Annotated in this window: 23 protein-coding genes; 9 read left to right on the top strand and 14 right to left on the bottom strand. The window is 68.6% G+C overall.

What is annotated here, in order from left to right; all coding sequences use genetic code 11:
- Nucleotides 1-139: 139 nt before the first annotated feature.
- From AB0M15_RS17895 to AB0M15_RS17880, 4 genes are all read left to right on the top strand, one after another.
- Nucleotides 140-1,300: a glycerophosphodiester phosphodiesterase gene (locus AB0M15_RS17895; RefSeq protein ID WP_363819571.1), complete on the top strand. Its 1,161-nt coding sequence runs from the start codon at nucleotides 140-142 to the stop codon at nucleotides 1,298-1,300.
- A gap of 22 nt (nucleotides 1,301-1,322) precedes the next feature.
- Nucleotides 1,323-2,129 carry a fused MFS/spermidine synthase gene (locus tag AB0M15_RS17890; protein ID WP_363819569.1) on the top strand — a complete coding sequence of 269 codons (807 nt, stop codon included), beginning with the start codon at nucleotides 1,323-1,325 and terminating at the stop codon, nucleotides 2,127-2,129.
- Between the two features lie 71 nt (nucleotides 2,130-2,200).
- A complete protein-coding gene (locus AB0M15_RS17885; protein ID WP_363819567.1) occupies nucleotides 2,201-3,067 on the top strand; it encodes an MOSC N-terminal beta barrel domain-containing protein in 867 nt (288 codons plus the stop codon).
- Nucleotides 3,068-3,096: 29 nt separating this feature from the next.
- The gene (locus tag AB0M15_RS17880; RefSeq protein WP_363819564.1) at nucleotides 3,097-4,335 is read left to right on the top strand and encodes an MFS transporter; all 1,239 of its coding nucleotides are present in this window, start codon (nucleotides 3,097-3,099) and stop codon (nucleotides 4,333-4,335) included.
- Here the strand turns inward: AB0M15_RS17880 and AB0M15_RS17875 are convergent.
- Together AB0M15_RS17875 and AB0M15_RS17870 are read right to left on the bottom strand one after the other, a co-directional pair.
- Nucleotides 4,332-4,793: a lamin tail domain-containing protein gene (locus AB0M15_RS17875; RefSeq protein WP_363819561.1), complete on the bottom strand. Its 462-nt coding sequence runs from the start codon at nucleotides 4,791-4,793 to the stop codon at nucleotides 4,332-4,334. The genes AB0M15_RS17880 and AB0M15_RS17875 overlap by 4 nt on opposite strands.
- A 119-nt stretch (nucleotides 4,794-4,912) precedes the next feature.
- Nucleotides 4,913-5,695 (bottom strand): MBL fold metallo-hydrolase, encoded by a 783-nt coding sequence (locus tag AB0M15_RS17870; RefSeq protein ID WP_363819558.1) that lies wholly within the window; start codon nucleotides 5,693-5,695, stop codon nucleotides 4,913-4,915.
- Between the two features lie 70 nt (nucleotides 5,696-5,765).
- Between AB0M15_RS17870 and AB0M15_RS17865 the strand changes: the two genes are divergently transcribed.
- A complete protein-coding gene (locus tag AB0M15_RS17865) occupies nucleotides 5,766-6,701 on the top strand; it encodes a helix-turn-helix domain-containing protein (RefSeq protein ID WP_363819555.1) in 936 nt (311 codons plus the stop codon).
- Here AB0M15_RS17865 and AB0M15_RS17860 read toward each other — a convergent pair.
- The 6 genes from AB0M15_RS17860 to AB0M15_RS17835 form a co-directional block, all read right to left on the bottom strand.
- Entirely contained in the window at nucleotides 6,698-6,958 is a 261-nt protein-coding gene (locus tag AB0M15_RS17860; RefSeq protein WP_363819552.1) for a hypothetical protein, read from the bottom strand. The two genes, AB0M15_RS17865 and AB0M15_RS17860, sit on opposite strands and share 4 nt — an antisense overlap.
- Before the next feature lie 141 nt (nucleotides 6,959-7,099).
- Nucleotides 7,100-8,002, bottom strand: a complete 903-nt coding sequence (locus AB0M15_RS17855; RefSeq protein WP_363819550.1) for a hypothetical protein — start codon at nucleotides 8,000-8,002, stop codon at nucleotides 7,100-7,102.
- Nucleotides 8,003-8,209: 207 nt separating this feature from the next.
- Complete coding sequence (locus tag AB0M15_RS17850; RefSeq protein ID WP_363819548.1) at nucleotides 8,210-9,202, bottom strand: CAP domain-containing protein; 993 nt, start codon at nucleotides 9,200-9,202, stop codon at nucleotides 8,210-8,212.
- A gap of 174 nt (nucleotides 9,203-9,376) precedes the next feature.
- The gene (locus AB0M15_RS17845) at nucleotides 9,377-10,228 is read right to left on the bottom strand and encodes a CAP domain-containing protein (protein WP_363819546.1); all 852 of its coding nucleotides are present in this window, start codon (nucleotides 10,226-10,228) and stop codon (nucleotides 9,377-9,379) included.
- A gap of 226 nt (nucleotides 10,229-10,454) precedes the next feature.
- Nucleotides 10,455-11,114, bottom strand: coding sequence for a GNAT family N-acetyltransferase (locus AB0M15_RS17840; protein WP_363819544.1), 660 nt, complete (start codon nucleotides 11,112-11,114; stop codon nucleotides 10,455-10,457).
- 84 nt (nucleotides 11,115-11,198) lie between these two features.
- Nucleotides 11,199-12,365, bottom strand: a complete 1,167-nt coding sequence (locus AB0M15_RS17835; protein WP_363819541.1) for a GNAT family N-acetyltransferase — start codon at nucleotides 12,363-12,365, stop codon at nucleotides 11,199-11,201.
- Between the two features lie 125 nt (nucleotides 12,366-12,490).
- Between AB0M15_RS17835 and AB0M15_RS17830 the strand changes: the two genes are divergently transcribed.
- From AB0M15_RS17830 to AB0M15_RS17820, 3 genes are all read left to right on the top strand, one after another.
- A complete protein-coding gene (locus AB0M15_RS17830; RefSeq protein ID WP_363819538.1) occupies nucleotides 12,491-13,297 on the top strand; it encodes a DeoR/GlpR family DNA-binding transcription regulator in 807 nt (268 codons plus the stop codon).
- Nucleotides 13,298-13,382: 85 nt separating this feature from the next.
- The gene (locus AB0M15_RS17825) at nucleotides 13,383-13,652 is read left to right on the top strand and encodes a hypothetical protein (RefSeq protein WP_363819536.1); all 270 of its coding nucleotides are present in this window, start codon (nucleotides 13,383-13,385) and stop codon (nucleotides 13,650-13,652) included.
- A gap of 1 nt (nucleotide 13,653) precedes the next feature.
- Entirely contained in the window at nucleotides 13,654-13,977 is a 324-nt protein-coding gene (locus AB0M15_RS17820; protein ID WP_363819533.1) for a hypothetical protein, read from the top strand.
- A gap of 48 nt (nucleotides 13,978-14,025) precedes the next feature.
- Here the strand turns inward: AB0M15_RS17820 and galK are convergent, their stop codons facing one another.
- Both galK and galT read right to left on the bottom strand, forming a co-directional pair.
- Nucleotides 14,026-15,156 carry a galactokinase gene (gene galK, locus AB0M15_RS17815; protein WP_363819530.1) on the bottom strand — a complete coding sequence of 377 codons (1,131 nt, stop codon included), beginning with the start codon at nucleotides 15,154-15,156 and terminating at the stop codon, nucleotides 14,026-14,028.
- Nucleotides 15,153-16,202, bottom strand: coding sequence for a galactose-1-phosphate uridylyltransferase (gene galT, locus AB0M15_RS17810; RefSeq protein WP_363819528.1), 1,050 nt, complete (start codon nucleotides 16,200-16,202; stop codon nucleotides 15,153-15,155). The genes galK and galT overlap by 4 nt, the downstream gene beginning before the upstream one ends.
- A gap of 134 nt (nucleotides 16,203-16,336) precedes the next feature.
- Here galT and AB0M15_RS17805 point away from each other — a divergent pair, with 134 nt between their 5' ends.
- Nucleotides 16,337-17,656 carry a hemolysin family protein gene (locus AB0M15_RS17805; RefSeq protein WP_363819525.1) on the top strand — a complete coding sequence of 440 codons (1,320 nt, stop codon included), beginning with the start codon at nucleotides 16,337-16,339 and terminating at the stop codon, nucleotides 17,654-17,656.
- Here AB0M15_RS17805 and AB0M15_RS17800 read toward each other — a convergent pair.
- The 4 genes from AB0M15_RS17800 to AB0M15_RS17785 are packed head-to-tail and all read right to left on the bottom strand — an operon-like array spanning nucleotide 17,607 to nucleotide 21,647.
- Complete coding sequence (locus tag AB0M15_RS17800) at nucleotides 17,607-18,854, bottom strand: MFS transporter (protein ID WP_363819522.1); 1,248 nt, start codon at nucleotides 18,852-18,854, stop codon at nucleotides 17,607-17,609. The genes AB0M15_RS17805 and AB0M15_RS17800 overlap by 50 nt on opposite strands.
- A complete protein-coding gene (locus AB0M15_RS17795) occupies nucleotides 18,851-19,450 on the bottom strand; it encodes a helix-turn-helix domain-containing protein (protein WP_363819520.1) in 600 nt (199 codons plus the stop codon). Before AB0M15_RS17795 ends, AB0M15_RS17800 begins: the two co-directional genes overlap by 4 nt.
- A gap of 60 nt (nucleotides 19,451-19,510) precedes the next feature.
- Nucleotides 19,511-20,782, bottom strand: coding sequence for a protein kinase (locus AB0M15_RS17790; RefSeq protein WP_363819518.1), 1,272 nt, complete (start codon nucleotides 20,780-20,782; stop codon nucleotides 19,511-19,513).
- A gap of 37 nt (nucleotides 20,783-20,819) precedes the next feature.
- Nucleotides 20,820-21,647: an alpha/beta hydrolase gene (locus AB0M15_RS17785; RefSeq protein WP_363819516.1), complete on the bottom strand. Its 828-nt coding sequence runs from the start codon at nucleotides 21,645-21,647 to the stop codon at nucleotides 20,820-20,822.
- Nucleotides 21,648-21,652: the final 5 nt, after the last annotated feature.

The raw sequence follows: 21,652 nt of genomic DNA, 5'->3' as shown, positions 1-21,652 counted from the left end.
TTCGGACGCTAGCAAGTCCGGCGCCGACAGGCGACGGTGGGTCAGGTGATCCACACCACCCGTACACCTTCAGGACTCCGTACCGCCTTCTGATGAACCGAAGGTGTGCTCAGTCCCTGACTTGTTAGGAGAAAGTTCGATGATTTCGGTGCCCCGCCGGTTCGTCGCCGTCGCCGCCTCGGCTGTTGCCGTCGGCGCGTCGGTTCTCGTTCCCCAGCTGTCCGGCTCGACCCCGCAGACTGCCGGCCAGGAGCAGACCACGCTCGCTCCGGCCGCCCGGCTCGCGGAGGCCAAGAAGCACGACGACTTCGTCATCGTCGGCCACCGGGGCGCCTCCGGCTACCGGCCCGAGCACACGCTGGCGTCGTACGAGCTGGCCGCCCGGATGGGCGCCGACTACATCGAGCCCGACCTGGTAACGACCAAGGACCACGTCCTGGTCACCCGGCACGAGCCGGAGATCGGCGGGACCACGGACGTCGCATCGCACCCGGAGTTCGCCGACCGGAAGAAGACCAAGCTGCTCGACGGCGTGGCGACGACCGGCTGGTTCACCGAGGACTTCACCCTCAAGGAGCTGACGACGCTCCGCGCCAAGGAGCGGATCCCGGCGATCCGGCAGCACAACACGGTCTTCGACGGGCGGTACCAGATCCCGACCTTCCAGGAGGTCATCGACCTGACCAAGCGGCTGTCCCGCGAGCTCGGCCGGCCGATCGGGATCTACCCCGAGACCAAGCACCCCACGTACTTCCGCCAGCAGGGTCTCCCGCTGGAGCCGGAGCTGATCAGGACGCTCAACCGCAACAACCTGAACCGCTCGGACGCCAAGGTCTTCGTCCAGTCCTTCGAGGTGGGCAACCTGAAGGCGCTGGACAAGGAGCTCCGGGTGCCGCTGGTCCAGCTGACCAGCTCGGTCGGCGCGCCGTACGACTTCGTGGTCAGCGGTGACAAGCGGACGTACGCGGACATCGTGTCGGCCAAGGGGCTGCGCGAGGTCGCCACCTACGCCGACGGCGTCGGCCCGTCGAAGGACCAGATCATCCCGCTCGACGCCGCCGGCAAGCTCGGCACGCCGACCGACCTGGTCCGCGACGCGCACCGGGCCGGCCTGGTCGTGCACCCGTACACCTTCCGGGTCGAGAACAACTTCCTGCCGGCCGACTTCGACAGCGACGCCGTGCAGTCCGACTCCGGCAACCTGTTCGGCGAGATCGCGGCGTACCGCAAGGTCGGCATCGACGGCCTGTTCTCCGACAACGCCGACATCGCGGTCGCGGCCGAGGCGGAGTCCCGCTAGTAGCTGCTGGTTAGATGACCGGGTGGAACGAAAGGTAGGCACGGGGACTGCGACGGTCGAGGCGGAGCCGGACGGTACTTTCCTGCTCCGCGTCGACGGGTCGTTGCAGTCCCAGGTCGACCTGGCCGATCCGTCGAACCTCGCGTTCGAGTACGTCCGGCGGATCGGCGATGTGCTCGACCTGGTCGCTGCCCGCAAGCAGCCGATCTCCGTCGTGCACATCGGTGGCGCCGGGCTGACGCTCGCCCGGTACGTCGCCGTCACCCGGCCGCGGTCCCGGCAGATCGTGCTGGAGCCCGACGAGGACCTCACCGAGTTCGTCCGGGAGACGCTCCCGCTGCCGAAGCGGTCCGGGATCAAGGTCCGCGGCGTCACCGGCCGGGCCGGCATCACCGAGCTGTACGAGGACTCGACCGACGTGGTGATCGTGGACGCCTTCGTCCGCGAGGCCGTCCCGGCGAATCTGGTCACCGCCGAGTTCGTCGCTTTGTGTGCCCGGGTCCTGCGCCCGGGTGGTGTGCTGGTGTTCAACCTGATCGACGGCACCGCCGGGCTGGGGTTCGTCCGCCGGGTGGCGGCGACGCTGCTGGCCGGGCTCGGCGACGGTGTGGTGCTGGCCGAGCGCAAGGTCCTGCGGGGCAAGGGCTTCGGGAACGTCGTGCTGGTGGGGTCGCCCCAGCCGGTACCGGAGCTGACGCCGGTCGGGCGGCGGGCGCAACCGCCGTACGAGGTGCTGCCGCTGGCTGAGCTCGCGGGAAAGGCGGCGCCGTTGACGGACGCTGAAGGATTTGCGTCGCCAGCGGCTCCGGCCGGCACGTTCGGCCGCTGAACTGGACAAAACGCTGTCAGCCTGTTGAAAAGCCTGCTGGGGAAGGGCCGGGTGGCAGGTAGCTTAGGCGGGTGTCTGCTGCCAGGGTTGCCGAGCTGAGGTACTACCCCGTGAAGGGTCTCGCCGGGGTGTCCGTCGAGCGCGCCGACGTGCTCGCTACAGGGTTACGGCACGACCGCAACTTCATGCTGGTCGACCCGGCCGACGGCAGTTTCCTGAGTCAGCGCACGACGCCGGCGATGGCGCCGCTGCGGGTCGAGGTACTGGCCGACGGGGATTCGCTCCGGTTGTCGGCTGATGGGGCCGAGGATCTCGTAGTACAGGTCGCGTACGACGGGAAGCGGCGCGACGTGAGTCTGTTCAACAAGTGGTTCGGGGCGGGTGTCGTGCAGGACGCGGCCGCCGAGGAGTGGTTCTCCGAGCAGCTGGAGCGGCCGGTCGGGTTCGTCCGGATCACGCCGGAGCACGAGCGGCCGGGCTGGGGTGTGCACAAGGGGCTGACCGGCTTCGGTGACGCGCATGCGCTGATGATCACGGCGTACTCCTCGCTCGACGGGCTCAACGCGCGGATCATGGAGGCCGGTGGGGAGGCGATCCCGATGAACCGCTTCCGGCCGAACATCGTCATCGCGGGCTGGCCTGAGGCGCATACGGAGGATCGCTTGCTGCGGGCGTCGGCGGGGTCGCTCGAATTCGGCTACTCGGCGCGGGGGATCCGGTGCGCGGTACCGACCGTGGACCAGGCGACCGGGGAGAAGCGGGGGCCGGAGCCGACTCGCACGCTGGCGACGTACCGGCGCCAGCCCGACTACGGCGGCGGCGTGAGCTTCGGCATCAAGGGTGCCGTGCTGACCCCGGGAGTCGTTGCCGTGGGCAATGAGATCTTGGTCCACGAATGGTTGCCGGAAGGTCCCGATCCGGCGCCGTCGTCTCGCTAGCTCCACAACTTCCGGATCGGAGCCTGAGGGTGTCGCTGCGGCGGAACAGGCCGTTCGCGTTCTTCTGGGTCGCGCAGCTGTTGTCCAATGCCGGTACGCAGGTCAGCGAATTCGCGATTCCGTTCATCGCGGTGGTCACCCTGTCGGCCGGCCCAGCCGAGATGGGCGTCCTCACGGCCCTGGAAGCCCTGCCCAGCTTGCTGCTCGCCTTGTTTCTCGGGGTGATCGTGGACCGGATCCGGCGCGGCCGACTGCTGTTTTGGTGCAACATCGGCCAGGGCGTGCTGATCGGCACCATCCCCTTGGCCGCGACCTTCGACGTCCTCACGATGGCGCAGCTCTACGTGGTGACTTTCGCGGTGGGTGGCCTTGCGCTGGCTTACGGCCTCGCCCACACCGCCTACATCCCAGTGCTGGTACCCGACCGCCGGCAGCTGACCGCCGCGAACAGCAGCATCGCGCTGACCGACTCCGTCACCGCAGTAGCCGGCCCAGGCGTCGGCGCCCTACTCGTCCAGGTATTGACCGCTCCCGTAGCGATCGCCGTCGACAGCGCTTCATTTCTCATCGCCGCCATGCTGCAAGCAAGCGGACGAGGGCCCGACCCCTCGCCGAAGGCGGAGAAAACTCAGTTCCTGCCATCCGTCCGAGCCGGCTTCGGAGCCTTCCGTGGACAGCCGGGCATCGTCGCCATCACCGCCGGCAAAGGGAGTTTCGACTTCTTCCAGTGGGGCGTGATCGCCCTCTACGTCCTGTACGCCATCCGCGAGCTGGGACTGTCCCCGGCCGCGATCGGCGTCATCGCAGTGCTGGGTTCGCTCGGCCCGCTGATCGCCGGCGTGATCACGACGCCGGTGAGCCGGCGATTCGGAACCACCTGGACCTCGGTCGTCGCCGCGATCCTGCTCGGCGGCAACCTGCTGACGCCGCTGGCCGGTGGCCCGGACCTGCTGGTGATCGCCACCATCGGCCTGGGACAGTTCTTGCTCGGCCTAGGTGTGGTGTTCCTGATCATCGTCCGCTCGACCATGTTGCAGCGAGAGGTCGAGCCCGAACTGCTCGGCCGCGCGGGTTCGGTGATCCGCTTGGTCGAGTGGGGCGCTGGACCGCTGGGCGGCCTCTTCGGCGGACTGCTCGGTTCCGTGGTCGGCTTGCGGCCGGGCCTGGTAGTGCTGGGAATCGGTACGTTGTCCGCCATCCCCTGGGTGGCCACCTCCGCCGCTCGCGGGCACCTCACGATGCCCGACGAGCGGCAGGGGAGCGACTAGCAGGCGACGCGGGCGCGGCCCGCGACCGCCTTGTAGGCGCAGGTGTCGAAGGTCTTGCCGGCCGGCGTCTGGAAGCGGGCGGTGTCGCCGGTGTTGTTCCAGATGTAGTTGCCCTGGTTCCAGTACAGCTGGACCGCGGTGTTGCGGTTCTTGCCGGTGTGGACGACCGCCGTCGTCCGGCCCTTGAGGACATAGCCGCGCGGGAAGACGAAGGTGTGGTTGGCCACGTCCTTCACCCGGTACCCGCTCAGGTTGATCGCCTTCGTGCTGACGTTGCGGATGCTGAAGTACTCCAGGTTGAGATGCGCGTTGGTCCGGGTGTCCTTGCCGGCCGGGTCGTACTGGATCCCGGTCAGGACCACCGAACTCGCCGCCATCGCGGGCAGCGGTACGGCGAAGCCGACCACGGCGGTGGCGACGGCGGCGGCGATGGGCAGGCTGAAGCGACGTACGAACACGGATTTCCCTCCGGCTGTGGGCCGATTTCCCCCCGGCCCGATGAACAGCTGACTGCCGGTTCCCCCCGGCGCGACGAACCTAGAGGTCACCCTCCGTGTCCGTCAAGAGCTGAGACCACTCAGAGTGACAGTGCTCCTCCGGTGGGCGGGAGTTGCAGGTCTAGGCCGGCGTCGGCGAAGGTCTTGGCCAGTACTTCGGGGCCTTCGGAGAAGTGTGCCCAGCCCTCGGTATGGACGGGGACGATGACGGCCGGGCCCAGCAGACGGGCGGCCTCGACCGCGGCCTCGGCGGTCAGCGTGAGCGGCGCCCCGTCGAGCAGCGCCGTCCGGGCCGCGCCTGCGAACAGTACGGCGACATCGACCGCCCGGGCCGTCACACCGGGAATCGTGCCGGCCGCCAGCCGCTCGGTGATCTCACCGACCAGCTCCACGGACGCGTTGTCGCCCGACACGTAAACCGTCGGTACGCCCTCACCGCTCAGCAAGAAGCCGGTGACGATGCCGGTCACCGACTCGCAACCCTCCGGCCCGTGCCGCGCAGGCAATCCGGTGACAACCAGTACGCCGCCGTCCGGCCGCTCGAGCTCGACAGACTCCCAGTTCTCCAGTCCACGGACGCCGTCGATCCGCTCCGCGGCACCGGGCGTCGACAACACCACCGGGATCGACGCCAGCAACTCCCGCCCGCTCTCGTCCAGGTTGTCCTTGTGCTGGTCGTGGGACAGCAGTACGGCGTCGATCGGGCCGAGCTCGGCGATCCCCACCGCGGGCCCGGTCAGCTTGGTCATCACCCGGCCGGGCAACTGGTACTCACGCGGCTGGTCGAACGCCGGATCGGTCAGCAAGGAGAGCCCGCCAAGGCTGATCAGGGCGGTCGGCCCGCCCACATGTGTGATCTTCATGGCTCCATCCTTCTGCCCGGTGGCATGAGTGACCATTGGCCCGGGGGACATAGTTCCTTAAGATCGGGCCATGCGCTCCGTGGCGGTTCTCGCGTATGACGGGATGAGCCCGTTCCATCTCTCCGTGCCCTGTCTCGTGCTCGGCGACCGGCTCGGCGGCGAGGTCGAGTACGACGTACAGGTCTGTGCCGAGCGCCCCGGCCGGCTCGGCACCAACGCCGGCTTCGACCTGTACGTCGACCGCGGGCTCGAGGTGATGGAGCACGCCGACCTCGTCATCCTGCCGAGCTGGGAGCCCGACCTGGAGCCGTCTGGCCTTCTGGTCGAGGCGATTCGCGCGGCGCATGCCCGAGGGGCGACGGTGGTCGGCCTCTGCATCGGGGCGTTCCTGGTCGCCGCCAGTGGCATTGCGGACGGCCGGGACGTGGTCACCCATTGGCGGTGGGCCGAGCGCCTTGCGGCGCAGTACCCGAAGGTCGACGTGCGTGCGGACGTCCTCTGGTCGGACCTCGGCGACCTGGTCACCTCAGCCGGTACTGCGGCCTCCCTCGACTGTTGCCTCCACCTGGTCCGGACCCACCACGGCGTGGAGCGTGCCGAGCAACTGGCCCGGGTGATCGTGGTCGCTCCGCACCGGAGTGGGTCGCAGGCGCAGTACATCCCGGTACCTGTCCCGCCGGACCCTACGGACGATGTGATCGAGCGGGCGATGGTCTGGGCCCGCATGCGGCTCGACCAGCCGGTCTCACTGGACGAGTGGGCGGCTGCGGTCGCGCTGTCCCGGCGTACGTTCACTCGGCAGTTCCGGGCGCGTACAGGAAGCAGCGGGCAGGCCTGGTTGCTCCAGCAACGACTGGATCGCGCCAGGCTGTTGCTGGAGACAACTGACCAGTCGATCGAGCGGGTCGCGACGGCGAGCGGGTTCGGCAGCAGCGCGGCACTGCGCCACCACTTCCACCAGGTGCTCGGGACGACGCCGCAACGCCATCGGCAGGAGTTCGGCTAGAGCAGCAGGAAGAGGGTGTAGAGCGCCGGGGTGGCGAAGGTGACCAGCAGGATCCAGGCCATCATCTTGTGACCCGGTTTGGCTCGGTCGAGGTTGGCGACGAAGTGCACGACCGCGCCTTCCTCGGTATGCCGGCTCAACCCGACCCGCTTGGCGTCCTCCGGCCGGCGGTCCGGGCGCTCGTCCGCGATCGCGTCCGGCGGGATGCCGTACAACGCAGGCCGGGGCGGATCGAGATCATCGCGCTCGCCGTACATCCCGGCCTCCCGCAGGATCGGTGGAGGCTCAAGCTAACCCCGCTCCCGAGGCCGACTCAAGCACCTCGACCCATCGTCCCACCCACAGACCAGAAACGGCGGCCCGCAATCCGCGAGCCGCCGTCCTGGGTAGTCCGATGGTTACTGAAAGTCGACGACCCACGCGTAGCGCGTCGCGGTGTTGAGACAGACCAGCACCTGCGTCGTGCAGTACTTCGCATCGCCCTGGCCGACCCCGAGTTCGTCGAGCCCGCAGTCGAGCACGGTCCTGGAGTTGGAGCTCATCAGCCGGTCGAAGGCGGCCTTGGCGGTCATGTCCTTGCCGCCGGTGGAAGCACCGGAAGAACCGCCCGACGCCATCTGACCGGTCCTGGCTCGGTCCTCCGCCTCCGCACGAGCACCACCGGTGAGGTTGCTGTTGCGGCGCAACGGCGAGCACCCGCTCTCGACCCGCTGGTTGTCGACCAGCGCGAACAGCTCTTGCTCCTCGGCCGACATGCTGCCGCCGTCAGCCGGTGGTGGCGGGGTGGTCGTGCTCGGGGTGGTCGACGGGGTGTTGGTGGGTGAGTGGGTCGGCGTCGGGTTGTTTGGGTTCCCCGGCGCCTTCGTCGTCGTGCCGCTGGTCGGCCCGTCGGTCGGGCCGCCCGTCGTCGGGCCATCGGTCGGCTGGTCGGTGGGACCGTCCGTCGGTGTGGTGCTCGGTGCGTCGGTCGGCGTCTGGCCCGGAGTCGACGGGGTGTCGCTCGGGGACGGCGTACCGGCGGACGGCGTACCGGTTGGTGTGCCGCTCGGCGTGGTGGCCGTCGGTCGCGCCACGACCGGTTTCGTCGACGCCTTCAGGTAGGTGTCGTCGTCGCGGGTGACGTACGGGACCGACGCGTCGGCCTCGTTGGACTGTGGCTGATGGAGCAGGATCCAGGAGATCGGCGTGATCACCAGGATCACGGTCCCCATCGCTACCGTGATCCGCTTCAGGCGGGACTCCGGCCGGGCGGTCGCCGGCTTGTTGCGTCGTCGCCGCCCAGCGGCTGATCGCTGTGACATTTAAGTGCGTGTTCCCTTCACGGTCGCGCCCCCAAGACGTGCCTCATTCGTCTCACCGTGGCGCAGTGAGGTGCGCCCGATGGCATAGCAAGGACGGATCTACCCGCGCTGATCGGCGGACAACCGGGCATCCGTTGTCGGTTCGCCACAGTGGTTGTGAAGAACACGGTGCCCGGCGGACAGTGCTGAGTACGACAGGTCCTGCGGTCAGTTGCGACCGAAGTCCTGCACCCAGCTCCCGTTGCCCCAATCGGACTTGACCTGCCCCGGGTCGTACCCGATGCCGGTCACGGTGAATTTGCAGTTCAGGATGTTGGCCCGGTGGCCGTCGCTGTTCATCCAGGCGTTGAAGACCTTCTGCGCACTGCTGTAGCCGGCCGCGATGTTCTCGCCCCAGCCCGAGCCGTGGTACCCGGCCTTGGCCATCCGGTCGCCCGGGTCCTCGCCGGCCTTGTTGGTGTGGTCCATGTAGTGGTTGCGGACCATGTCGGAGGCGTGCGAGCCGGCGGCCTCGACGAGCGCGTCGTCGAGCTGCAGCTTGCCGCAGCCCTGACTGCGCCGGGCCTGGTTGGTGAGGTCGAGGACCTCACGCTCGATCGAGCTGGTACCGCCGCCACCCGGCGGTGGTGGCGGCGGGTCGTCCGGCGTCGGCTCGGTCGTGGTGACCGTCTTGGTCGGCGTCTTCGTCGGCTTCGTCACCGTCTTGGTGGGCTTCGACGGCTTCGGCTTCTGGGTCGGCGTACCGCCGTTGCCGTTCTCCGTCATCACCGGTCCGGTCGGCGCGACGGTGACCGTCTCGATGCCGCCGGTCGGGCCGGTGGTGATCACCGTGGTGGGTGCGCCTGGCGTGGCCGGCGTACCGGTGCTCATGGTCGACTCGGCCGAGCCCAGGGCCGGCGTACCGACCGAGACGACGGTCTTGCCGTTCGGCAGGGTCTTGGTCACGGTGACCTTGGGCTTGCCGGCTCCGGCGCTCTCACCCTCGACGGCGGCGGGGCCGGCGTTGTCCTCGGAGACGTTGAGAACCTTGGTGGCGTCGTCGTCGGCGACAGCGGAACCGTCGCGTGCCGACATCAGATAGACCACGGGTCCGATGGCGAGTAGCACGGACAGGGCACTGACGATCGGGCCGATCAGGCCTCTGCGTCGGGGTGCCTTCCTTCTGCTGCGGTGCCGCCCAGGGGTAGGCGAGTCCGTCATGGGTGGGCGAGTCCTCTTCAGTTCGTCGTACTACCGGAAGTTCCGTCGTTCCCCGTGCGTGTTCGTTGCCAGGCCCCCCTGGTTACCGAACAGTGACCTTAACCGACACGCGCGGTCACTGTTACGGGTCCGTGCACCGTCTTAACGAAGCCCTTAGATTCGGGGCGTTCCGGGTCAGCCGCCGAAGTCCTGGACCCAGGACCCGTTGCCCCAATCGGGCTTGACCTGGCCGCTGTCATAGCCGATGCCGATCATCGTGTAGTCGCAGTTCAGGATGTTCTTGCGGTGACCCTCGCTGTGCATCCAGCCGTCCACCACGGCGGCCGCGCTTTTGTAGCCGACGGCAATGTTCTCGGCCATCGCGCCGCCCTTGAAGCCGGCTGCCTTCATCCGGTCGAACGGCGACCGGCCGTCCTGGCTGTTGTGGTCGAAGAAGTGGTGCACGACCATGTCGGTCGCGTGCAGGTCGGCGGCCTTGGTCAGCGCGCTGTTCATCCGCAGCGGACCACAGCCGTTCTTGGCGCGTTCGTTGTTCGTGAGTTGCAGTACCTGCGCCTCCGCGCCACCACTGGGCGCCGGCGGCTTGGTGGTCGGCGGCTTCGTCGACGGCTTCGGCGTCGCGGTGTGGGTCGGCCGCGGGGTCGGCTTCGTCGGCTTGGGGGAGCGGGTGCCCTGCCGGCTCGGCGCGGTGGTCGAGCGGGTCGGCGTCGGGGTCTGCTTCGGGGTCGCGCTCGGCGTCTTCGACGGCGTCCTGGACGGCGTCGCGGATGCCTTGGGCGTCGGCGTGACCACCGGGCTGCTGTCGTCCTCGGTCGGGGAACTGCTCAGCACCGTCAGCGGCTGGTCCTGGCTGGTCGGCTCGGTGGTGTCGCGTGTCACGTACCAACCGGCGCCGGCCAGCAGGCCGAGCACCGCCAACGCTCCCACGATCGGCCCCGCGACACCACGCCGCTGCTTACGGCGGCCGTGCGATCGGGGCGGTTCGGGGTTGCTCTCGTAGAAGGGATCGTTCGGTACCTCGTTCATCGCAGCCAGCAAGCCTCTCGTCGTCGATCCCCGTCGTCCCCAGGCCGTGCGGCACGGACGTTATCGGATCTTGATGTAACACGACGACCCCCGAACGGCCGACAACGCCCGCTTTGACGAACCTTTTACGACGAGCGGCCCGGAACCTTGAACACCAAACGGTGACCTTGAACAGGTAATAACTTGTTCAAGGTCACCGTTTGGTGTTCAAGGTCACCAGATGTGGCTAGGAGCGGGCGATCACGATGTCGGCGATGACCTTCCAGCCGAGGCTGCGGTAGAGGCGGAGGCCGTCGATGGAGGCGATCAGGATGCCGCGTTTGGCGCCCTGGGCGGCCGCGGTCTCCACCAGGGACGCCATCACGGCGCTGCCCAGGCCGCGACGCCGGTGCGCCGGGTCGGTCTCGATCCGGTCGGCGACGGCGTCCTGGCCGACCACCGCCATCCGGCCACTCGAGACGACGCCACCGTGCAGCGTCGCCCGGGTGATGATCAGGTCGTCCTCGAGCTCGGTGTGCAGCGTGTACCGCTCGTTCAGCTTGAGCGCCGGCTGCTCGGACAGCTGGATCGTCATCAGCCAGTCCTGGTCCGGCTGAACCTCCAGTCCGAGGTCCTCGAGCTGCTCGATCCGCGCCTCCCGGTCGTCGGTGGCGAGCGTCACCCAGCCGGCGCCCCGGCCGCTGCCCGCGGCTCTGGCCAGCTCGGCGGCCCGCTCGACCCGCGCGGGTTTGTCGTCGGCGTCCAGTACGACGTACTCCATCGCGCGGTTCTCCTCGCCCGCACGGACGGTCAGGATCCCGTCGTTGTCATCCTCGACTGTGGTCCAGCCCCGCGATACAGACCACCCGGCCTGCCAGCGGCGGACGAGTTCCTCACGATCTCTCACTCGTCGATTCAAGCAGTCAGAACGTTCCACGGCGAGGGGAAGTAGTGTCGTCTGTCACCATCTGGTCGCTGAACGGCGGATTCGTTACCTCTGGGAACGACTTTTCACCGCCGTCCAGCGGCTCATGCCCGGCCGCTGGTCGGTGATCAGCAGGTCGAAGCAGTGCAGGTCGCGGAAGCCACCGTCGCGGTCCGGGCTGGCGCCGCGCTCGCGCCCGGTCCGGGTGAACCCGTTGACCTCGGCAACGCGCTGCGAGGCGGTGTTGCCCTCGGCAGCGAACAGCACCAGCCGGCGCCGCCCGAGCCCGCCGTCGGCGACCGGGGTGAACGCGTGCCCGATCGCTCCCCGGACCGCGGTGCTCATCACGCCCCGGCCGCGCGCGTCGGGGTGCGCCCAGTAGCCGACCTCGCCCATCGTCTTGTCGATCCGGTTCCTCAGGTCGAACACGCTCACATTGCCGAGCAACTCATCGGTGTCCGGGTCGGCGAGCGCCCAGGAGACGCCCTCACCGGACGCCACGTTCTCCAGCCGGCTCTCGATGAACCCCTCGGCATCCTCCAGCTGGTAAGGCTTCGGGAGGCCGACCAGCCACTCCTGGGTCCGCTCGTCGTTGCACGCCTCCACCAGGCGTTTGGCGTCGGTGCTCTCGAACGCCCGCAGCCGCACTCCGGCCAGCTCGATGACCGGTACCCGCCACCAGTTGCCCTGCGGCTCCGGTACGTCGTCGCGCGCGATCGACGCGACCCACTCGTCCCGGCGCACACCGCGCTGGACGCCGCTGCCTGGAATCGTCACCAGATTCCGGAAGCCGGCCTTCCACGCGACCCGCCGGGAGCCCCAGTTGCCGACGTACGCCCGCCAGGTCACCCGCTCCCAGCCCTGGTCGAACGCGTACCGCACGGCCAGCTTCAGGGCGCGCGTCATCACGCCGTTGCCCCGGGCCCACGGCGCGATCGCGAACCCGACCTCGCCGACGTTGCCCTCCTCGGGGCGCAGGTCGATGGTGCCCGCGTAGCGGCCGTCGTACTCGATCGCCCAGGCCCAGCTGTTGCCCTCGCGCCAGCCGGCCGGGACGAACTCGGTCAGGTAGTGCTCGGCGTTCTGCAGCTCGTACGGGACCGGGATGGTCGTCCAGCGCTGCATCTCCGGGTCCTGGCAGACCTCGTACGCCGGCTGGACGTCCGCCACCGTGTGCGCACGCAGCGTCACGACATCGTCGGTCAGGGCGGGCACGTCCTCGGGGAATCGCATAGCTCAGCCTGACAACCCGCGCGCCGGGTGGCAACGGTATTTCACGGAGCGCGACACAAATCAACCCGACACAAATCAACACCTTCCGACTGCGATCGGGCAGTCCAGACCTTAGGCTGTCAGCTGTGAACGTCTCCGAACCGTCTCGCGGCCGGGGTGGCCAGCTGGCCGCCCAGCGGCAGGCCACGATCGTTGCCGAGGTCAACAGCCGGGGCGCGATCACGGTGGCCGAGCTGGTCGACCGCTTCGGCGTGTCCGACATGACGATCCGGCGCGACCTGGACGCCCTCGACTCCAGCGGCCTGCTGCACAAGGTGCACGGCGGCGCGACCTCGGTCGGCCTGCGCAGCGCGCACGAACCCGGCTTCGACGCCAAGCTCACCCAGGAGTCCGCTGCCAAACAGGCGATCGCGATCGAGGCCGCCGCCCGGGTCCAGCCCGACAGCGCGATCGGCATCGGCGCCGGTACGACGACGTACGCCCTGGCCCGTCAGCTGCTCCGGGTCGAGAACCTCACGGTCGTCACCAACTCGGCCCGGATCGCCGACGTCTTCCACGGCAACGCGCGCTCCGACCGCACCGTCGTTCTCATCGGCGGCATCCGTACCCCGTCCGACGCTCTGGTCGGCCCCATCGCCACCGCTGCTCTCCAGTCCCTACACCTGGACCTCCTCTTCCTGGGAGCCCACGGCGTAGACGCCGAACACGGCCTCAGCACCCCCAACCTGATGGAGGCGGAAACCAACCGCTCCTTCATCGCCGCCAGCCGCGAGGTCGTCCTGGTCGCCGACCACACCAAGTGGGGCACCGTAGGCCTGAGCACCTTCGCCACGTGGTCCGACCTGGATCTCGTGGTCACGGACTCCGGGCTACCTCCATCAGCCAAAAAGTCCATGCGAGAAACAGGCTGCGACCTGATCATCGCCAGCTAGCCCAGGAGTAGCAGGCTCGTCGCCTCCGGCGACATCGTGCCCGGCTTGGGTTGGCAACGCAATGCGAACGCATTACATTGGTTTCGTGTTCTTGGAGGTCAAAGACAGCGAGTGGTCTGAAGAGCACATCGCCAGGCACGACGTCACGATGAACGAGATTCGCGAAGCCATCCTCGAACGGCCGTACTACCAACTGCAGGGGAGAGCAGACTCTCTGCTCTGCTACGGCCAGACGTATGCAGGGAGATACCTGCTGGTCGTCGCCGTCGAGGATTCCCCGGGAACCGCATTCGTCGTCACCGCCCGGGACATGACGAAGGCCGAGAAGAAGTCCTTCCAGAGGGAGGCACGCTGAAATGACGAAGAAGAACGAGAGGTTGCCACGCCGGAGAGCTGATCTGGAGGCGTTGGCCGAGCACTACGACACTCATGACACCGGCGCGGAAATGGCCGATGGCGAATGGGTCGATCCGCCGATGGTCACCACCTCGTTGCGGCTCCCCAAGCCGCTGGTCGATGCGCTCAAAGCGGAAGCCGGCCAGCAGCACATTCGCCACACCGCCCTGATGCGCAAGGTCCTGGCCGCCCACGTCGCCGGAGAAGCGGTCGAACATACCGAGATCCTCGACCGCCTGAAGCGGATCGAACGACTCCTCGACGAGGAACGCCGAGCCGGCTGACGGCTCGGCGTTCCTCGTCGATCGATCTGTGTCGGCGCCCTTCGACTTTCAGGAGATGCGGGAGGCTCCGGGGGAGGGAGTGGCGTCCAGTGAGCTGGGTGCGCTGAACCCGTTCTCCTCGAAGGCCTTGTCGATGGCGGCCAGTACGGTGTCCGTCGCGGACGCCTCGACCAGGGCGATGATGCAGCCGCCGAAGCCGCCGCCCGTCATCCGCGCGCCCAAGGCTCCGGCGGCGAGTGCGGTGTCCACCGCCACATCGAGCTCGGGCACGGTGATCTCGAAGTCGTCGCGCAACGAGGCATGCGACGCGGTGAAGAGCGGGCCTACATCGCGCAGCCGGCCCTCGTGCATCAGGGCCACCGCGTCCTCCACCCGCCGGATCTCCGTGACCACGTGCCGAACGCGACGCCGGGTGACCTCGTCGGTCAGTCGCGCCAACGCGTCGTCGAGGTCTTCGTAGGCGATGGAGCGAAGGGCCGGTACGCCGAGCTCAGCCGCGGCCCGCTCGCAGGACTTGCGGCGGGCAGCGTACTCGCCGTCGACATGGCGATGCGGGGCCTTCACGTCGACGACCAGCAGGGCCAGGCCGTCGGCGGGCGGGTCGAAGGGGATCTGAGCCGTCGACATCGCGCGGATGTCGAAGTACAGGGCATGACCGGCTGTGCAGCACATCGACGCCATCTGGTCCATCAGGCCGACCGGCGCACCGACGTACTGGTTCTCGGCGCGCTGAGCCAGCCGCGCGACCTCGGCCGGGTCGACCTCGATCGAGTGCAGTCCCAGCAAGGCAACCGCTGTGGCGCACAGGAGAGCGGCTGACGACGACAGGCCGGCGCCCGTCGGCAGGTCCGACTCGATCAGCAGGTTGGCGCCGCCGATCTCGTACTTGTCCTGCAGCAGCACCCAGGCCGCCCCCGCCGGATAGGCCGCCCAGTCCTTCACCGAGCCGGCAGCCAACGAGTCCAGCGAGAACTCGACCACGTCCTGCTGCCCGGACGACGCCACGGCGATCACGCCGTCCGTACGGGCCGAGGCGGTGATCGTGATCTGGTTCGGCAACGCGATCGGCAGCACCAGGCCGTCGTTGTAGTCGGTGTGCTCACCGATCAGGTTGACCCGTCCGGGCGCGCGCCAGACCCCGTCGGCCTCGACCCCGAAGACCTCCACGAACCTGCTCACGAGCCCACCTTCCGCAGCGTCTCGGCGACGTCCTCGGGCAGCGTGTCCGAGATGAACGCGCCCATCCCCGACTCCGACCCCGCGAGGTACTTGATCTTGTCCTGCGCCCGCCGGATCGACAGCAACTCCAGGTGCAGGTAGCCGAGCTCGCGATCCACCCGCACCGGCGCCGGGTGCCAGGCCGCGATGTAGGGCAGGTCGTCGTCGTACTGTCCGTCGAACCGTCCCAGCACGTCGAGGTACAGCATCGCGAAGTCGTCCCGCTCCTGCGTCGTCAGCTCGGAGATGTCGGCGACCTGGCGATGCGGATACAGGTGTACTTCGACCGGCCACCGAGCCGCCTGGGGGACGAAGGCTGTCCAGTTCCCGTTCTCCGCGACGATCCGGCGGCCGTCCTTGCGCTCGGCGGCCAGGATGTCGGCGAAGAGATTGCTGCCGGCAACTTCCTGGTGCTCACGGGCGCGCGCCATCAGCGTCTTGATCCGCGGCGGCAGGAACGGGTACGCGTAGATCTGGCCGTGCGGGTGGCTCAGCGTGACGCCGATCTCCCGGCCTCGGTTCTCGAACGGGAAGACGTACTCGACGTCGGGCCGCGCGCTGAGCTCCGCCGTCCGGTCGGCCCAGGCCTCGACGACCAGCCGGGCCTGCCCCTGGGACAGCTCGGTGAAGGACTTGGTGTGGTCGCTGGTGAAGCAGACCACCTCACACCGGCCCGGACCGGAGAACGACGGGAACCGGTTCTCGAAGACGGCGACGTTGTAGTCGTGATCGGGGATCTCGGTCGCGTTCCCGGGCCGGCTGGCGTCCAGCGGGCACTGGTCGGCGGGCGGCAGGTACGTCCGGGTGTTGCGGTGGGTGGCGAAGGTGATCGTGTCACCGGTCAGCGGATCGATCCGGAACTCGGCCAGCGGCTTCGGCGCGGGCAGACCGCGGCTGTCCTCGAGCGGCACCCGGACGGGAGCGTCGGCGGGGTCGTAGTAGATCAACTGCCGGCCGTCGGACAGCGTTGTGTCCGTCCGGCGAGCGCCGCGAGGGGTGGTGTTCATAGTGAATCATCATAGATCAACATATTCGAACATGCATCGTGAGACCCGCCACCGCTACTCTTGATCGATGGACGTCGCCCAACGGTCGCGTCCTCTCCTGTCTATCCGGAGAGGGCGCTAGGAACTCCCAAGTCATGAACGACACCCTGCTCAACATCGTCCTGATCTTCGTCTTCGTGCTGATCGGCGGAGTCTTCGCCGCCGCCGAGATGGCGCTCGTCTCGCTGCGGGACAGCCAGCTCAAGTCGATCTCCCAGCGCGGAAAGCGCGGTGAGACGGTCGCCCGGGTGGCCGCGAACCCGAACCGCTTCCTGTCCGCCGTCCAGATCGGCGTGACCCTGATGGGCTTCCTGTCGGCCGCCTTCGGTGGCGCGACGCTGGCCGACAGCCTGTCGCCGCACCTGCAGGAGCTCGGCCTGCCGGAGTCGGTCGCGAACACCGTCGCGCTGATCCTGATCACCATCGCCATCTCGTACGTGTCCATCGTGATCGGCGAGCTGGCGGCCAAGCGACTCGCGCTGCAGCGGGCCGAGACCTTCGCGCTCGGCCTGGCGCCGCTGGTCGACAAGATCGCCTCCGGCGCCCGCCCGGTGATCTGGCTGCTGTCCAGGTCGACCGACCTGGTGGTCCGCGCGCTCGGCGGTGACCCGAACGCGAACCGCGAGGTGATGAGCGACGAGGAGCTGCGCGAGATCGTCTCCGCGCACGAGTCGCTCGGCGAGGAGGAGCGCCGGATCGTCGACGACGTCTTCGAGGCCGGCGGCCGGCAGTTGCGCGAGCTGATGCTGCCGCGGACCGAGGTGGACTTCGTCGACGCGGAGATGCCGGCCTACAAGGCGGTGAAGTTCGCCGCGGAGCGGCCGCACTCGCGGTACCCGGTGATGAACGGCTCGGCCGACGACATCGTCGGGTTCGTGCACGTCCGCGACCTGTTCGACCCCGCGGTGGCGACCCGCTCGGTCCGCGTCGGCGATCTCGCCCGCGAGGTGCTGATGCTGCCGGACACCGCCAAGCTGCTGCCGACCCTGACCGAGATGCGCCGGCGCAGCACGCACCTGGCGATCGTGCTCGACGAGTACGGCGGTACCGCCGGCATCGTCACGCTCGAGGATCTGGTCGAGGAACTGATCGGCGACATCAAGGACGAGTACGACGAGGAGTCGCCGGAGACGACCCGGCTGCGCAGTGGCGACGTCGAGGTGGACGGCCTGCTCAACCTGGACGACTTCGCCGACGAGACCGGCGTCGAGCTGCCGGACGGCCCGTACGAGACGGTGGCCGGTTTCGTCGCCGCCCAGCTCGGACGGGTTCCCTCCGTCGGCGACGAGGGCTCGGTCGACGGCTACAAACTCACCGTCAAGGAGATGGACGGCCGCCGGGTGGCCCGCGTCCGGGTCCACCGCGTCACACCAGCTGATCAACTCGCGCCGGAGTCAGCAACGCCAGCCGACTGAGCACGACCACGCCGCCGACCGAGAAGCCAAGTCCCTGGACGACCAGCATCGGGATGATGCCGACCACGTCTCCGAGCGCTCCCGCGGCGACGATACCCACCAGCACTGCGAGGCCCTCGGTCGCGAACAGCGCCCCGAAGACACGTCCGCGCGAGGCGTCGTCGGTGAGCCGCTGGATCACCGTCATCAACCCGGCGATCATGAACGCCCCGGGCACGCCGACGGCGACCATACAGACGAAGGCAGGCGCCAAACCCTTCCAGAACAAGGGATACAGGAACAGCGCCAGGTCGATCAGCCCGAACGCGACCGCCTCGAACCCCCACAGCTTCGCCGCCGAGAACCGCGACCCGACTGCCGCCGCGATCAGCCCGCCCGCGATCCCGCCGACCGCCTGCGACGAGGTGATCAGCCCGTACGCCGTACCGTCCCCGCCCAGCTCCGCCGAGACGAACGGCGCGAACAAGGTGCTCATCACGCCCTCCCCGACCCCGGTCACCAGCCCGAAGACGAACACCAACCGCAGCGCCGGTCCACTCAGGCAGATCCGGATTCCCTCGACCCATTCACCCTTGATCCCTCGTACTGCGACCCGCACCCCGCCGACTCGCTCGACCTTCACCCGCTCCGGCCGATGCCGCACGCCGAGCAGGAAAGCCATCGCGATCAGATAGGTCGCCGCATCGACCAGGGCGAGCAAGGGGAGTCCACCGGCCGCCGCGAGCACCCCGGCGCCGACCAGCCGCGAGATGTCATTGGCCTGGCTGTTCAGCGAGTTGGCGGTGACCAGCTGCGGAGCGTCGACCAGCGCCGGGATCAGCGACTGCTCGGCCGGCCGGAAAAATTGCTGAAGGCAACTTTGCGCGAGGATCACCAGGTAGATCACCCAGAGCGTGTCGCCGTCCCGGACCAGCAACAACGGCAGCAGGACCAGCGCATGCAGGAGATTCGTGATGACCATGGTGCGGCGCCGGTCCCACCGATCGACGAACACACCGGCCAGCGAGCCGAGCAGTACCAATGGCAGGAACGACGCCAGCAACAGCCCGCCGGAAGCGAGTGTCGAGCCGGTCAACGCATAGACATGGAACGCGAGCCCGATCCGCAGGATCCAGTCACCGGTCAGCGACACCAGCCCGGCACCGAGCACGAGCCGGTAGTCCCGTCGCCGCGCGAGCACTTCCCACAGATTCTTCATTCGTCCTCCGGGTACACGACGACGATCCGGGTGATCTCCACCAACCGGCTCCCCGGCGGCCGGGTCGACTTGTCGTCGATCGGCCGCTCGTTCACGTAACGCATCACCAACGCCTGCACCTGCTCCTCGAGCTCCACGAACTCGTCTTGAGTCAGGTAGATCCCGGTTCGGCCGATCCCCGCGTTCTGGCGCCAGCCCGGCTCTTCGTCCGCTCGCCGCTTCTGCCACCCCGCGAGCTCGTCCAGCGCACGCTCGGCCATCAACTGCTCCAGTACTTCCGCCGCAGCCGCCGCCTCCGGCGAAAGATCAGCATCAGCCCAGGTCTGCGACGTCGACACCGCTCGCCACGGCCGTTCCCGGTTGTCCTTGCCCTGAGCCGGCTCCACGAAGTCGTACTTCGCCAGCTGCCGCAGGTGGTGCGAGGCCAACGCCTGACTGATCCCCAGCCGTCGCGCCGCATCCGCAGCAGTCAGCGGACCCTCCCGGCCCAGCAACGACAGCAGGTCAAGCCGCACCGGATGAGCCATCGCCCGAATCGCCAGCGGGTCATCCAGCAACCGCCGCCGACGAGGATCCTCCGAAGATTCCAAAGACATGCTTGGAATATGCGCCAGCCGTCAGCCTGATGTCAAGCCCTTGCTTGGAATAGCTGGAACTCAGCCGGCCGGCTTGCCGGTGTGCTGCGGTTTGGCGGTCTTCGTCGGCTTGGTCGGCTTCGGCTTCTTGGTCCTCGTCGGCTCCGTCGACTGCGCCGGTGGCCCCTGAGTCGATGGCGCCACCGAGGAGACGGCTGAGGTCGCATCGACCGAGGTCTTGGCCGTCAGGGCTGGTTCGCCTGCTCGGGCGGTCGTCTTCGGAGCCGCGGCCGGAGGGCGCGTCGAGGGTCGGGCGATCGGGACACCCGAGGTCGGGCTGCCGGGAGTGGGCGGGCCGGCCGCCGGTACCGAGGGCTGGTGCTCCGGCGGCTTGGCGTCCGTATCGATCAGGATTCCGACAGTGGAGGCGGCGGCGACCGCCAGCACGGCTCCAGCCGCGGCGAGCAGAGTGCGGGACGGCCGGCGGCGTACCGGCAAGGCCGGCTCCACGGAGGTCAGTGCAAGAGCCGGCGGCTCCACACCCGCGGCCACCTGTCCGGCTGTCGGACGCTGGGCGGGATCCTTGTTCATCATCCAGAACAGCAAGGCCTCGGGCTCACCCGCGCAATGCGGGCGCAGTTCGCTCGGCGGGGTCGGCGTGACCTGCACGTGCTGGTACATGATCGACGCGGCATCCTCCGCCTGGAAAGGCGGATGGCCGGTCAGCAACTGGTAGAGCACGCAGCCGAGCGCATACACGTCCGAAGCGGCGCCGGCCGGCTTCCCGATCGCCCGTTCGGGAGCGAGGTAGTGGCTGGTACCGACGACCTGCCCGGCGGCGGTCAAGGTCGTGGTGGTGTCGCCGAGGATCCGGACGATGCCGAAGTCGGCGACCTTGACCACTCCGTCGTCGGTGACCAGCAGGTTGCCGGGCTTGATGTCGCGATGCACCAGGCCGTGCTGGTGAATGGCGGCGAGCCCGGCCGCCGCCTGCCGCACGATCTCCACGGCCCAGTCCGGCTCGAGCGGACCCCGCCAGTTCAGCTCCACGCTGAGGGTGTGTCCCTCGACCAGTTCCATCGCGAGGAAGAAGCCGTCCTCGTGCGGCCCGAAGTCATAGGTGGCGACCACGTACGGATCGCAGATCATCGCCGCGGCCCGGGCCTCGCGCCGGAACCGGGCCTGGGCCTGGGGCCCCTCCCTCGTCGGAAGCAGCAGCTTGACGGCGACGTCACGGCCCAGCAGTTCGTCCTTGGCGCGGTAGACGGCACCCATCCCGCCGCGGCCCACCGGATCTCCGAGCCGGTAGCGCCCGGCTACCAGCTCGCCGAGCTTTCCAGGTGTCATCGTCATCCGGGCCTCGTACCCATCCCGACCGTTTGTGAAGCGGTTACGGCAGGTTATGCAGCCAATTCAGTCCGGAGTCGGCGTGCTCGACGATGGTGAAGTGGCTGTCGGCCGGGAAGCTGCGAAGCTCGGCGGTCGGGCAATGGGCGGCGAGCCAGCGGCCGTGGGAGCTGGGGATGATGCCGTCCCGGTCGCCATGGAGGAGCAGCATCGGGGCAGTGATCGTCGTCGGGTCGCAGCCCCAAGGGGTTACGTAGGAGACGTCGTCGTCGATCAGCCCGTACGGTCCGGCGGTGAGCCCGCCTCCGGCGACCTTGCCCAGCCAGCCCCACGGACCCTCGAAGAGCGCATGGTCCTGAGCGGTGAACTCAGGGTCGTACTCGACACCCGAAGCCTCCCAGGCCTCCTTCACCTGGCGTCCCCCGAGCGCGGCTCGCAACGAGGCCACCCCCGACGCCACCATCCCGTCGAACCAGTCCAGCCCGTCCACGCCGTACGGCGCGATGGCGGCGAGCGTGACCGCTGCCCGCACCCGCTCACCCAGTACCGCTGCAATACCCAACGCGTAGGACCCGCCACCGGAGTACCCGACGACCGCGAACCGGTCGATCCCGAGCGCATCGGCGACCTGCTCCACGTCACCCGCGACCGATGCCATCGTCCGGCCGGGAGCGACCGTCGATCCGCCGTACCCGGGCCGGTCGAACGAGATCCACCGCAGCCCGAGCCGCTCCGACGCCGCGAACAACGGCTCCGGCGGCGCGCCCAGGTTGGGTGTGCCGTGGTTCCAGAAGACCGGCACCTCGCCCCGCCCGGTGTCGTAGACGTGCAGGGTCCGGCCGTCGCTCAGCTGGAGATCGGTCTCATTCATGGCTT

It is taken from the genome of Kribbella sp. NPDC051718, from assembly GCF_040681515.1.
Classification (GTDB): domain Bacteria; phylum Actinomycetota; class Actinomycetes; order Propionibacteriales; family Kribbellaceae; genus Kribbella.
Note: the sequence above shows the minus strand (reverse complement) of the source record. Positions and strands in the feature narration are given on the sequence as shown.